The organism is Aurantiacibacter hainanensis (genome assembly GCF_036321025.1).
Classification (GTDB): domain Bacteria; phylum Pseudomonadota; class Alphaproteobacteria; order Sphingomonadales; family Sphingomonadaceae; genus Alteraurantiacibacter; species Alteraurantiacibacter hainanensis.
The window spans coordinates 641,375-655,568 of record NZ_JAZAPB010000002.1; the positions used below are offsets into that span (position 1 = coordinate 641,375).

General features: G+C 59.9%; 5 protein-coding genes. 3 read left to right on the top strand and 2 right to left on the bottom strand.

Going from position 1 to position 14,194, the window contains the following annotated elements; genetic code table 11:
• Positions 1-142 precede the first annotated feature (142 nt).
• Positions 143-706: a GrpB family protein gene (locus tag AAA989_RS10645; RefSeq protein WP_338245506.1), complete on the top strand. Its 564-nt coding sequence runs from the start codon at positions 143-145 to the stop codon at positions 704-706.
• Positions 707-888: 182 nt separating this feature from the next.
• Positions 889-3,429, top strand: a complete 2,541-nt coding sequence (locus tag AAA989_RS10650; protein ID WP_338243382.1) for a TonB-dependent receptor — start codon at positions 889-891, stop codon at positions 3,427-3,429.
• Between the two features lie 114 nt (positions 3,430-3,543).
• Here AAA989_RS10650 and AAA989_RS10655 read toward each other — a convergent pair whose 3' ends face one another.
• Positions 3,544-11,544: a cadherin-like domain-containing protein gene (locus tag AAA989_RS10655; RefSeq protein WP_338243384.1), complete on the bottom strand. Its 8,001-nt coding sequence runs from the start codon at positions 11,542-11,544 to the stop codon at positions 3,544-3,546.
• A gap of 206 nt (positions 11,545-11,750) precedes the next feature.
• Here AAA989_RS10655 and AAA989_RS10660 point away from each other — a divergent pair, with 206 nt between their 5' ends.
• Positions 11,751-12,842, top strand: a complete 1,092-nt coding sequence (locus AAA989_RS10660) for a response regulator transcription factor (RefSeq protein ID WP_338243387.1) — start codon at positions 11,751-11,753, stop codon at positions 12,840-12,842.
• Positions 12,843-12,958: 116 nt separating this feature from the next.
• On the opposite strand, the gene AAA989_RS10665 is transcribed toward AAA989_RS10660, so the two are convergent.
• Positions 12,959-13,918, bottom strand: coding sequence for a helix-turn-helix transcriptional regulator (locus AAA989_RS10665; protein WP_338243389.1), 960 nt, complete (start codon positions 13,916-13,918; stop codon positions 12,959-12,961).
• Positions 13,919-14,194: the final 276 nt, after the last annotated feature.

Below are 14,194 nucleotides of genomic sequence, written 5' to 3' on the forward strand. Positions count from 1 at the left end.
CAGTCCGGCGGCGTCGTTGCACTGCAGTCGGCAGGGTGACCTGAAGATTTGAGGTTTTCGAACGCCCACGGCCAGAATTGGGAGGAAAGCGGACAGACGCTTGGTGAAGACACGCCCAATGCGTTCAGCTAAGCCTTTGCGCATGTCAGAGCGCATTCAAATCGTTCCGTATTGCGCGCGGTGGTCAAGCGAATACAGGTTAATTGCCGACCGCTTGAGAACAATCGTCCCGGATAACTCGGAACTTCATCACATTGGCTCGACAGCCGTGGCGAACATGTCCGCGAAGAACGTGATCGATATTCAGCTTGGCGTATCCAGATTGAGCGACGTTCAAGTCGAGCGTTTCGAAAGCGTCGGGTTCACACATCTCCCGGACCGGACCGATCACCAACCGCCTGGGAGGGCGCTTCCGCCCGAAGATCTCCGCAAACTCTATTTCCGCGCCGAGGATCCCGCCGTGCATTTGCACATACGGGAGCGCGGTCGGTTCAATCATCGCTACGCAATCCTGTGCCGAGACTTCCTGCGCGCGAACTCTGAAGCAGCCGCGGCATACGAGAGGATAAAGCTGGAACTCGCCGACCGCTTTCCTTCCGAAAAGGAGGCCTATTATGCGATCAAAGATCCCGTCTTCGATCTCATTATGACCGGTGCTGAACTCTGGGCCAAAGCAAGCAATTGGAAGCTTCCGCCGCCCGACTGAAGCTTGGCGGACAAGGCCGTTTCTGGTGCAGCACACGAAATTACCGATGTCACAATCTTGTAGCGCCAGTGTCACATTCGACAAGAATTGCGCACCACCGCCTTTGGGGAAGATTGCGCACAGCACATTCGAGGAATACTTGGCACCGTATCTTGCAATAATTGCAATTTGGAGAGGCCGAAATGAAATCGAAAATTGCTGTATGCGCATCCATCCTGCTTGCCGGCACGTCTTTCCCGGCGCTTGCCCAGAACGCTCCTGGAACAAGCGAGACGGATGCCCCATCGCCGCAGGACTCCCAGCTGGATCCCGCAGAAACACCGCAGGCACCCCAAAGCGACTTTGCCCAGGAAGGTGCGACCGATCCCACCGCGACACCGGTCGATGGCAATGCGATTGTCGTGACGGCCCAGCGCCGCGAACAGACGCTGCAGGATGTTAGCGCCTCGGTTATCGCCGTGGGTGGGGATCGCCTGCAGACATCCCAGGTCAATGGCCTTCAGGATCTGCAGACCATCGTGCCCAGCGTGAACTTCGGCAACGACTTCAACCAGGCGAAGATCTTCATCCGCGGCGTCGGCGCGAATACGTCGACTACCGGAAACGCCACCGGCGTGGCGCTGCATGTCGATGGCGCCGTCGTCTCACGCGCGGAAGCGCAGCTGACGAGCCTCTTCGATCTTGAGCGTGTCGAGGTGCTGCGTGGCCCTCAGGGCACCCTTTATGGCCGCAATGCCACCGGCGGTTCGATCAACCTCATCACCGCCAAACCGACCAGCTTCCTGTCCGGCTACGGTCGCCTTACCTATGGCAACTACAACGCCATCGTCGCCGAAGGTGCCATCAGCGGCCCGATTACGGACTCGGTGCTCTTCCGCGTCGCCAGCAAGATCGAGAACCGCGACGGGTTCGGCGAGAACCCCGTTACCGGGTCGGAAGTGGACGACCTGGGTCGGCGCATGATCCGCGGCATGCTCCAGTTCAACATCTCGGACACTACCGACCTTCTGTTGTCCGGTGAATATTTCCGCCAGAACGACAACTCCGGCGCGATTCACTACCTTCGCGCGTCCTTCCCCGGTGTGCCGCGCCTCGCGCCGCTTGGCATCGGCGGTTATGCCGAAGATCCGCGTGACCTTGCCTCGGAAACCGACGTCGGCACCAAGACCGAGACCTACGCCTTTACCGGGACGCTGCGGAGTGAATTGAGCGACACCGTCGCGATCACGAACATTGCAAACTATCGCAGCTTCGAATCGTCGCTGTTCCAGGATCTTGATCTCTCTGCCGTCGTGAGCAGCCTTGCTACCAACGGCCAGTCGACCACCGTCCAGGAACGCCGGATTGACAGCGAACAGTATTCCAACGAGTTGCAGTTCAACGTCTCGCTGGACAATCTGGATCTTATCGTGGGCGGCTTCTACTTCCACGAACGTCAGCGCCCGATCGACAATGTCGGCCTCGCGCGCAGGAACGGCCAGGCACAGAACATCGGCGTTCTGCAGGCTGCCGGCGTCGATCTCGCCGATGCCTACGAGCTTTGCGGCTATTCGCCCGACACGGTGACTGGGGGCACTTCCCAGATCGCACCCAAGCGCGTGTGCATCCGCTCGAACCTCGGCACCGATGCCTGGGCGGTTTTCGGCCAGGCCAATATCGGACTTGGCATGCTTGCTCCGGCGCTGGACACCTTCACCCTGAAGCTGGGCGGCCGCTACAGCCAGGAGGATGTCGATTCCGCCAACCCCGCGATCATCATTGCCCGCGGCGGTCTTGGCCCGGTCATCCGCTTTACGACCGAGGGCACTTTCACGGAGCGCAGCTTCAGCGATTTCACCCCTGAAGTCGGGCTGGAATGGCAGCCCACGCCCGATCTTCTGCTCTATTACACCTATGCAGAGGGCTTCAAGGCGGGCTCCGGCGAGAACTCGGCGGGCAGCACCACCATCGTGGATCCGGAGCAGATCCAGAACCACGAGGCAGGCATCAAGGCGACGCTGCTGGACGACATCTCCGTCAACCTCGCGGTCTTCACCTACGACCTCGAGGGGGCGCAGCTCAACAAGACGATCGCCGGCGGCCCAAGCGGTTTCCAGACCATCTTCGAAAACGCGGCGGCGATCGAGGCGAGTGGCCTGGAGCTGGACATCTTCGGGCGGGTCTCGAGGAATTTCCGCGTGAGCGGATCGCTGTCCTACACCGACGCCGAGTATGTCGATTTCGAGACCCTGGACCCTCTCGATCCGCGTAACGTGGCCACCCCCGGTGCCCCGGCCTACGATCCGATCACCAACCCGGATCCGACAGCATTCGGCGCGCCGTGCGACGGCGATCTCAATCCGGCGACTCCGACTTGCGAGATCCAGCTCGCCGGCAATTCGGTGCGCAATACGCCGGAGTGGGCTTTCAACGTGCACGCCGAGTACGACATTCCCTTCGTAACCAGCGGCGAGCTGACATTGCAGGGTGATGTTACCCACAGGAGCCGGATCTATTTCACCGAATACGAACGCGAGATCGAAAGCTCTGCTGCCTACACCCTCGTAGATGCAAGCGCGATCTATCGCACCGCGGACGACCGGTTCAGTGTTCAGCTCTGGGCGAAGAATTTGTTCGACGTCGATCGCAAGTCGAGCACCTTCGCCTTGGCGACCGGCCGCCTGATCGGCAATACTTGGCTGCCTCCGCGCACGTTCGGCGCTACGGTCGCCTTCAACTACTGACCGCTGGAAACAAGGGGGCGCTTCGAAAGGAGCGCCCCCTTCATTCGCCGCGTCGCCTCGCCGCTAGATCGGTTGTGCCTCGATTTCAGGGAGCATTATCCAGCCGTTGTCGTCCTAGGCGAAGTTTTCAGCCAATGGCGCCAACATCTGGTCTGCGGCTTGGGACGCCGTTGTGGAGGTGTAGAACCAATCGGGCAGTTGCGGCGTAAGCAGATCATCCCATCCACTCAGTCCTGATACTCCTTGAAGGATGATTTCCCCCCTGTTGTCCAGGCTGAGGATCGTATTGCCGTTCTCCTCTTCCATGCCCACAATCGTGCGGCCGTCGGCAAGATAGAGGCTGTCCACACCGACTTCGAAATCGGTGATCGTATCTTCGTCGCGCGACCTGTCCGGGCCATCTATCACGAAGATATCCGCTCCTTCTCCGCCGGTCATGACATCGCTGCCCTTGCCGCCAATGATGAGGTCATCCCCGGCTCCGCCGAGAATGATATCGTTGCCATCGCCGCCATCGAGAAAATCGATGCCCGCGCCGCCATCGATCGTGTCGTCCCCCCTGTCGCCGCTCAGCTGGTCGAAACCCTCCCCACCGAGGATTTCCTCGCGTCCTCGGCCCCCGGCGATGATGTCGTCGCCATCAGTGCCGATCAGGGTTCCGCCTCCCCTGGAGGGTTCGAACAGGACACCATCGTCGATGGCCGTGACGGTGACGGTGAGCGTGGCTGTATCAGTGAGTGACCCGTCCGTGACGATGTAATCGAACACATCCTGCACCACCGTTCCCGGTGCCAGCGTATCGGTGATGTCTGCGTCGGCGGAATAGGTGAAGGTGCCATCTGCGGCGACGACGAGCGTGCCATAGACGCCGCTAATCGCAGTACCGGGCGATGCCCCTTCCACCTCCAGTATGGAAAGGACATCGTCCTCGGCATCGGTATCGCTGCCGGCAATCAGGTTGCCGCCCGTGCTCGCATCCTCGTCTACCGCGGCAACGTCGTCCTGCGCGATCGGCGTATCGTTCACCCCGACGATTGTCATCGTCACGTCGATGGTTCCGGCCGTGAGAGGAGAATAGGATCCGGTGGAATTGTCGAGGATCACGAGCTGCCCGAATTCCTGGACGGTTTCTCCCTCACCCAGCGCGTCGATCTTGCTGCCGTCAAACACATAGTAGATCAGCATACCTACGCCGTTCGCTGTCCCGGCCTGCTGTTTGTCGATCGTTCCGCCGAAGGAGCCGATGCTCGCTGCCCCCGTCGTTCCCAGGAAGCGGCCAGAACCGGCATGCAGGTCGGTCAGGTCGGCATCGCTGAAGTTGAAGTACATCTTCAGGGTGGAGGGCGCCTCGGGCGCGCTGGTGTCGGTGATGGTGAATTCGGTCGACTGCCCCGGGCCGGCCCACACCACCGGCAGGTCATTCTGGCCATGCACGGTCACGGTGACCGTTGCAGTATCCACGCCGCCATTCCCATCGTCGACCGTGTAGGAAAAGCTGTCGGTCGCCGTCTCGCCCAGGGCGAGGTATTCGAAGGCTCCGGCGGCATCGTAGGTGAAGGTGCCGTCGCCGTTGTCGATCACCTGTCCCGACGTTCCGCTGGTATCGATAGTAAAGCCGTGCACATCGGAAAGGTCGACGTCGGTGTAGTCCGCAGAAATCATCACGCCCGGACCATCCTCGTCGGCATCGACGGCAATGTCGTTCGCCTCGGGGGCGTCGTTCCGGCCATAGAGAGTGATGGTGACCTGCGATTGGGCGGTTTCCGCACCGCCGTCGCTGAGATCGATGAGGTAGACCTGCTCCAGGAATTCGCCTTCGCCAAGCGAATTCAGATCGGCGTCGGCCACCGAAAAAGTCCAGTCCAGCACTCTGCTTTCTGCAGCAATAGGGTCGATTGCGAAGTTTCCGAGATATCCGCTGCCGAGAGGCGTGAACGTGGCGGTATGCTGGTCACCGGCTTCCGGATCAGAGAATGTCAGCGCGCCGTTCGTTTCCAGCATTCCCGCCAGTTCGTCCGGATCGCCGTCGGTCAGTTCGGTCAGCGATGCGCTGTCGGTGGCGGGACCGTCGCCATCGAGGTCCACCAGTATGGCAGCAAACGAGGCTGCAAGGCCAAGAGACTGGCCGCTGTCGGTGAAGTTGCCTGACCCATCATTGAGATAGACCGCGCTCGGCACCGTCTGTCGGGCGGCAACGATATCGATATCACCGTCACCATCCACGTCGCCCAAGACACCGCCGCGGGTAATGGCGTTGGGGAACACTACACCGGAGTCCACAAAACTTCCGTTGCCATCACCAAACAGTACTTGGTCGATTGTTGACGAAGGGATGTAGAGGTCGAGAATACCGTCGCCATTTAGGTCGGCGATCTCGATACCGGTGGGATAACCGGCGAGACTTATCGAGCTTATGGTAAATCCACCCAGTCCATCCGAGATAAATACGTCGAGGCGGCGATCGAAGAGGTCGGCAAAGGCGAGATCTATGTTCCCGTCTCCGTCGAAATCGCCGGCCTCGACTCCCGAATAGATGTCATTTGGCAGCGTGGAAGTGTCGACCGAGAAATTGCCGTTTCCATCGTTGAAGTAGATCTTCGATTGGCGATAATATCCGGCGGTGACGACATCGAGATCGCCGTCCTTGTCGAGATCCACCGACACGCTTCCGTAGCTGTAGTCGAAGCCGAGGTTCCGGACAGAGAAATTTCCATTTCCATCGTTGATGAAAAGGTTGGTGCCCCCATCCGACACACCGACCATCATGATGTCGATATCACCGTCGCCGTCGAAGTCTTCGGTCTCCAGCGAGCCGACAAGCAATTGGCCGATATATTGTCCAGGCGTGAAATTGCCGTTTCCGTCATTTAGCCAGATGGGCGACCCGCCACCCTGGTGCCCACCAATGACGATATCATTGTCGCCATCGCCATCGAAATCGGCAGCTGCAATTCGCCAATTGTCCGTGCCGATGTTGTTCGAATTGGGGATCGACACGAAATTCCCGGATCCATCATTCAAGAAGAAGAGATCCAGGGTCTCGTCCGTCGCAAAGATCAGGTCGAGATCGCCCCCTCCGCCACCGCCGACGAAGACAGGGGCGTCATTCGCGCCCGTTACTGTCACTTGGACCTGCGCGGAATCCGTCGCCCCGTGCTCATCGACGACGTCGTAGGTCAGCGTGACGATTTCGGATTCGCCGTCAGCGAGATAATCGAAGTCCTGCTCCGGATCGAAGACAAGCTGGTTGCCGCTGATCGATGCGGTGCCTTTGCCGGACAGGTTGCCCACGGCCGAAAGCGTCAGGACGGCGCCGTTGTCGGGGTCCACGTCGTTCGCAAGAACGTCGATCTGGATCGCCTCGTCCTCGCTCGTTTCACCACTGTCGTCGAAGGCAATGGGGATGTCGTTCACCCCGACCAGACGGAAAGTGACGTCGATCGTGCCAGCCGTCAGCGGCGTGAAGCTGCCGGTGGAATTGTCCAGGACGCGCAGCCGCACCACCTCGTCGATCACCTCGCCCTCGGCCAGTTTGTCCATTTCCGCGCCAGACAAGATGTAAACGATATAGGCTAATCCGGGTGTCGTGGCGGTTTGCCCAACTTCCGTCCCTCCGCCAAATGTCCCACGGCGTCCTCCGGGTGTGCCGACGTGGATGGTGTTCCCCGCATGGCTGTCTCCGATATCGGCATCAGTGAAAGAGAACCTTGGTATCAGCGTCACCGATGCTGTCGCATCGGCCGTATCGTTGATGATGAAAAGGTCGCTCTGGCCCGCCGCAGGATCGGCATAGACGACCGGCAGGTCATTCTCCCCCGTGATACTTATCGTCGCGGTGGCGGTATCGACGCCGCCCTTTCCGTCATCGACCGTGTAGGTGAAACTGTCGGTGACGATCGCGCCCGCTCGCAGATAGTCGAACGCTCCGGCAGGATCGTAGTCGAATGTCCCGTCGCCGTTGTTGACGACGGTGCCCAGCGTGCCTGTCGTATCGATCGTGTAGGTATGCGTGTCGGCAGGATCGGCATCGGTAAAATCGGCAGCAAGAGTGATCGCTGGGCCATCTTCGTCGGCATTTCCCGAAATGTCCTCCGCGATGGGCGCCACGTTGGGGAGTGTATTCGTGATGTTGGCGAAGGTGATCGTCCTCGACTGGCCGCCATCGGGATGCGGGTCGCCGTCGGTCAGCAGGAATTGTACCCGCGCGGTTTGCGAGAAGTCGTCCGTCGTCACGCTATAGGCGACGGAGCGAAGGATCGCCTCGGCCGCCTCCGGCGTGCCGTTGGTGTTGAAGAAAACCCGCAGACCCGTGCCGCTGGTGCCGAAAGTCGTGCCGACCAGCACACCTTCGTAATAGGCCTCAGTCCCCTCGAACCGGACCTGGCCGGGTCCGTCGCCTTCGCTGACGAAGCTGATCAGGCCATTCCCGTCGATGATATTGATGTTCCAGAGCCCGGTGATGTCGGCGGAATCGATGTCCGAGACGATGCCGTCGGGCGAAATGATCTGCGCACCGGAATCGGCGATGTAGTCCAGATCGATATCGGCGCCCGCAGCCTGTGGATCGAGATCTACGAACGGCGCATCGTTCGTCGGTGCGATCAGAACGCTGAATTGCTGTTCGTCGACGCCTCCGTTCCCGTCTTCGACCAGCATGATGAAACTGTCGGCACCATTGACGTTGGCCGCGGGGGTGTACGTGAACGTATCGCCGATGATGGAGACAGACCCAAGGGTCGGCTCTTCGCCGGGCTTCAACCGGAAGGTGAGAGGATCACCATCGGGATCGCTTGCCTGCAACTGGATCGGGTCGCTCGGCGTATCCTCATTCGTCACGATCTCGGTTTGTGCACCGCCGACAAGCGAGAAATCGTCGATCTTGATGTGGTGCCCTGTAAACCAGCCATAGGGGCGCAGGTCGATGCTGATTAGTCCTGCCCCAACCAGGCTGGTTTCGCTGACGGTGAATTCCGCGACACCATCGGAGTCCATGTCGATCACGACAGTCCCGGTGTCGCTGTCCAGGGCGAGAGAGAAATCGCTCCACACGTCGAAGAGCGAGGACGAGAAGATGGTGTCGGCAAAGAGGTTGTAGCTGGAGCCGCCCGGCAAGGTGACGATCAGCTTCGGCCGGTCGTAATTCGCTGCATCGTTGTCGTAGTCGGGAGCCCACAGCGTTCTCTGGGCCGTAAGAAAGAACTGGACCTGCTCGCCATTGGCCGTGGAAAACTGGAAGATGCTGCGCCCGTAATAATATTCGCCGTAACTCGAAATGTCTGAATTGTGGTGGAGCGTGCTGTAGCGCAGAGACGCGTCTTTCACCGGTTCTCCCGGTGTGAAGAGTGCCTTTACCGGAAGGTCCGTCTGGTACTGCTCGAGATAGAGGTACCCGCCTGTTTCCACGGCGTTGTACGGGAAGCTCCATTCACCGGTATTGAGCACCCCGTCGTTGAAGTCGTCCGCATAGGCGAGGCTGGGATGAAATTCCGGCGGTGCGTTCTGCGCCAGCGCTTCGACGGTGACCGTTGCGGTGGCGGTGGAACCGCTGGTGTCCGAAATGACATATTCGACGGTCTGGCCCAGCCCCGAGGCCGTGTTTGCCGCATAGGCGATCAGACCCGTCGATGGATCGTAGCTGAAATCCCAGCCATCGACGCTGCTGCCTATGGAAACAAGCGAGATGCTGTCGCCATCCGGGTCGAAATCGTTATCGAGCAGCGCGAAAACCGGGATGGTGCCGCTTGCCCCGGGCTCCAGTGTGATGATGTCGTCCTCTGCCACGGGCGGAGTGTTCTGAACTTCCGGCTCGATCGTGACGGTGCCGAAGGATACGGCTCCCTCGTCGTCGATGATCCGGTAGTCGAAAGAGGTCGGGCCAACGGTATTCGTATTGGCAAGGTAGGATATGAAGTCAGTGCCGGCGTAGAACAGATCCCAGCCGGCCGTGCTCCAGGAGGATGTGCTCGATTCGAAGAAATATACCGCCCCCCCATCTGGGTCGAAATCATTGGCAAGCAGATCCGCCACGGCGATAGAGCCGCTCCCGCCGACAGGCAGAGTGATCGTATCGTCCCCGGCAACCGGCGCCGCATTCTCGAACACCAGCGAGAAAGTGTCGAAAGCACTCAACTCCCCGTCCGAAGCCCTAACGCGCACTTCAAGGGAGCTACCGATTGTGCTCGGTGCGGTGCCTGAAAAGGTCGTTCCATCGAACGAGAGCCAGGACGGAAGCGGGTCCCCGTTGGCAAGGGTGGCCGTCAGCGTGAGAGGATCACCGTCGGGATCGGTGAAGGCGGTCGTTGGAACTGGCAGATGAAATTCAGCGCCGGCTGCCAACGCGATGTCTGGCAGTGGTTCTACAGAAAGGTCGGCAGTTTCAAAACTCGGCTGGGGCGGCGGTGGGGACCCACTTTCGTCCCGGAGCAGATAGACGTTGCCGAAGGCCCCGCCCGACAGGTTCAATTCCAGCCGAAGGGTATCGAAGGCTCCAGCCCAAGTGTAAGCATCAACAAGGTCGCTACCGTCAAAGGCAGTCTTATCGATGTCATAGAGAACGAGGCGCGCGTAGTTCAACTGTTGGCCAAGGAACGGCGGACGGCTCGCTCCAGACGGCAGGCTGAAAGTCATCTCCAGAACGTCGCCGCTGGTGATATCGTTATATAACCTGAATGTCGCTGGCAGAACGATGGTCTCGCCCGCCATGGTCACCGTCAGTGAAGCGCCTTCATAGATTGCGCCATAGGTAAATATGGGCTGCCCTTCGAGGTCGAGCGAATAGTCGAACTGCCACGTGATCGGTTCGTCGCTGGCGAGCCCCATGGCTGTCGCATCAATCGTGGTTGAGAACTCTACGGATTGCTGGCGTCCGGTTGCAATTGGCGAGGCGTTGATCTCGAACGGCGAAAAGGTCTGCGTTGCCCACCTGCCTGTGGCAGGATTCTGATCCTGGAACGACGCGATGAGATTACCTGAGGAAAGGCCAAGCAGACTCAGCGCGTTGGAGGAATAGTTGTCACCATTGTCGATCCGGAACACCTCTCCCAGCGCATTGGCCAGCGCATCGAATGCGCGGGCTTCCAATCCCGTATAGGGGTCGCCGCCTGGAGGGGGCGTGCCATCCCAAGCGACGACGAACCCGCCATCAGCCATTGCCGTGACGGTGGGCTGATACTGGCGACCGTCGACCCAGTCGGTAACCGTGACGACTTCAGAAACCGGCGTGCCGTCGGTCTGGAAGACCTGGACGAACGTGTCGTAGCTCCGAGCGGTGCCCGGACCGACGTCGACTGCCCAGGCGAAAACGAGGTTGCCGTCCTCCAGGGTCGCCACGTCGAAGAGGAGACCGCCAGTGACCGTCGGGTCACTCACAACAAAGGCAGGATGAAGGGGGACGAAGTCAGAGCCAAAGATTTGGGCAAGCAGTTCCCTGTCTTCGCCTAACCAGGTCACAACAAACCCATCGCCAACCGCTTCGATCTGATGATGAGCGGCGAAAAGGCCGGTTGGCAGTCCCAGGCTGACAGGTGATTGTGGAACACCATCAAGATCGAACGTCTGGCCGCGGACAAAGAAGATATCATGCCAGCCCCTCTCGGGGGTCCAGATTCTTTCGCTCTCAAGCCAAATGGTTCCGACGATTCCGGCCTCGGTAGCCGCGACGCGCGCCCAGTTTGGATTCTCGCCATTAGAGCCGGTCGCCAGAGTGCGAAAACGATTTTCGAACCCGATCGTAGTGCCTTGCTGGACCTCGTAGGGCGTTATGAGCCTCGGCTCTCCGGCGGAATCGAAGTATTGCAGCACGAGCCGATCCGAGGCCAGATTGCTATCGGGATCGTAGACCATGGCAAAACCGCCGTCCGGCAATGCCGCTACACTCGGAAATCGCGGCGCAGACCCGGTGGCCGTTGCAAGCGTGAAGGGTCCGCCGATGGGTTCTCCGCTGGCATCCAGAAAGTGTCCGACCACGTAGTAGTCCGTAGAAAGGCCACCGATGCCGCCAATGCTCACGGCCAGCAACCTGCCATCCGCCAGTTCGATGAGGTCGAGTGAGGCCGGATCTTCCAGCCCGGCGAGTTCTTCGAACTCGAAATCGATGGGTTCGTAAATCCTGTTCACTGGCACACCCCCCTTTCGGTCTGCCGGTGACGCCCCCAAGCCTCGCGACAATACCGAGTCGTTGAGTTGAAATTCTGTTAACTATCGTTCATCTTGTCATCATCAGTTCTGATGACATGGGAAACAATGTTTCACCACAGGTCAGATTGACTTGAGGGCAGGAAAGCAGAGGGCGAGTATTTCATCACGGCATTGGGGGCGATGTCTTGGATTTTGTTGGCAGAATCTACGAAGCGATCGAGGATGAGGATGCATACCTCGCCCTTCCCGAACTTCTGTCCGACGCCGTGGGCGCGCGATCTTGCACTCTGCAACTGCTCGACCCGGACTACCGGGTCGAGGACATCCAGGTGAACCACTTCAGCCGCGAAATGCTGGAATTCTACGTCGACCACAATTTCCAGCACTTCGACGACTGGGTGCTCGCGATCGACCGCGACGCCGACTGGGGGAAGGCGCTGCTGTTCAGCGACAGGCTTCGGGCGGACGAGTTCTGCAACGGCTTCTTCTACAACGAGTTCATTCGTCATTTCGGCGATGACAGCGTGCACTGCCTGGGCTTTGCCGACACGCGATCGGACGGCGGCACGATGCTCGTCGGGCTGCACAGACCAAGGGATGCCGCAGACTTTGGCGAAGAAAACCGGGATCGGCTGGAAGCGCTGAGACCGCATCTCACGCGCATGATCGTGTTGCGCAACAAGCTGAGGGGCTGGCAGGAATCAGCCGGCAGCGCGCGACTGGGTATCAACAGTGTCGAGGATGCCTTCATCATCGTGCGCGAAGACAGGCAGTTGCAGTTTGCAAACATTTCGGCAGAGGCGCTGTTGCGGGAAGGGCAGCTTCTGCGCATGAAAGATGCCCGGCTGGAAATGGTCCGCCCGGTGGACCAGCGGCGGCTCCTGCGCGCATTGCTGGACGCGTCTGCCAACCGGATCGACGGACACACGGCCTTCACCGCGCGCGATGCCCGCAACGCCCAATGGCGTTTTTCGATCGTCCCCAAGAGGTTCAACGGAGTGACCGCCCTGTTGATCTGGATCGATAGCGGCTCCGCTGGCACATCCGCCGCAGAGGCCCTGCAAGAGCTCTACAATCTCACCGCGGCCGAAGTGCCGGTGCTTATGGCCCTGAGCGAAGGCCTCTCTGCGTTCCAGATTGCAGACAGACTGGGCGTCTCGATTGCTACCGTGCGGACCCACGTCCAGCACATTTACAACAAGACTGGAGTTCACAAGGTGAGCCAGCTTGCGACGCTTGTCGCCAGCCTGCCCAAATTGCGGCGTGATCCGGAATAAGCTCGTTGCAGGAGATTGGAAACCGAGCAAGACGAACCTCTCGACGTTCTGACATGTCGAGAGGGCAGGCGGTGGGGAAATCAGCGTCCGCTTCATCCCCAGCTTTAGGAACGTCGCTACAGGTGTGACGTCAGCAGCGCTGCAAGCTCCACCTGGCTGCGCGCGCCGGTCTTGTCGAATATGCGTTTGAGGTGGGTTCGCACCGTCCCGGTCGACACGCCATTCAGTTCGGCAATGCGCTGCGGGGAATTGCCGGCTGCAACGTAAGCCGCGATCAGGGCTTCGCTGGGCGTCAGTCGCCACATCGCGCGCGCGATCGATTCCATCAGTTGGGTACGCCTGTTCGGGGGACGTGCGATGATCAGGGCCGCGGCCTGGAAAGAGAGCGCATGGCTGCCCCTGAAATGCGAGAGCTCGAGGTATAGCGGCAAGCCCCCGGCATCATGGACGACCAGGCTATCTGGCACCGTGCCCAGCGCGGCTTGCTCCAGTGTTATCGCTAGAACCTTCGCCGAACGGGCGTCGGTCGCGACCAGCCGGTTGCCGCGCATCGAAAGCCAGCGTCCGCGCTGCACCAGCCTTTCCGCCGAGGATGACATGCCCATCACGACGCCGTCGCTGCGGCAGACGAAGGCATGCCCCTCGATGGCGTCGAACGAGCCTGCGACCAGCTTGGCTTGCTGCCCCTCGATCAGGAGCTGCAGGCGGATCTTGTCCCGTAACGAACAGGCCAGGTTTGCGAAGGCGCGCTTCTCAGTCGAGTCCATCGGGGCCTGGCGGCGGTCGCGAATGGTCGCTGCTCCCACCACCAGGTCGTCTCGCTTGACGAGGTTGGAGAGACAGGAATAGCCGATCTGATTGCGGTCCATCCAGTCACCGAACGCGGGCGAGCGCTCGCGGTCCTGTTCGTGGGTAAATTGAGCATCGTCGAGCAGAGCGAGTTCCGAAGCGGCAACGCCAAGCCGAATGCGCGAATTGATCCACGGGTCGCCACCGCCCACGGCCTCGAACTCGGCTAGGGCGTTGTCGGCCATTTCGGTCATGATGTTGAAGGTGAGATCGTCTCGTGCACCCATTCCGCAAAGCTGGGCACTGCGTGATCCCAGAGCGTTCGCAAGGGCTCTTGTCGCCTCCTCCCAACTTGTCAGCCCGACTGCTGCATCCTCGAAAACCTGGTGTGCTTCACTTAAACTACGCTCATCAACGCTCATCTGCGATCTTTCGCCATTTCGCGAAAGAAGGACAGAAAATCAAAATCTTGTCCAGAGGATATTTTCGCCTGCGTATATCAAATGAGGGACGACAGAGTAGCTCGGATTGAAGCATCGGCACCCGCACATTGAGGGCGACGC

Bases quoted from the DNA above. Each gene is read 5' to 3' on its own strand.
- AAA989_RS10645 (WP_338245506.1), top strand. From the start codon at position 143: ATGTCAGAGCGCATTCAAATCGTTCCGTATTGCGCGCGGTGGTCAAGC.
- AAA989_RS10650 (WP_338243382.1), top strand. From the start codon at position 889: ATGAAATCGAAAATTGCTGTATGCGCATCCATCCTGCTTGCCGGCACG.
- AAA989_RS10665 (WP_338243389.1), bottom strand. From the start codon at position 13,918: ATGGGTGCACGAGACGATCTCACCTTCAACATCATGACCGAAATGGCC.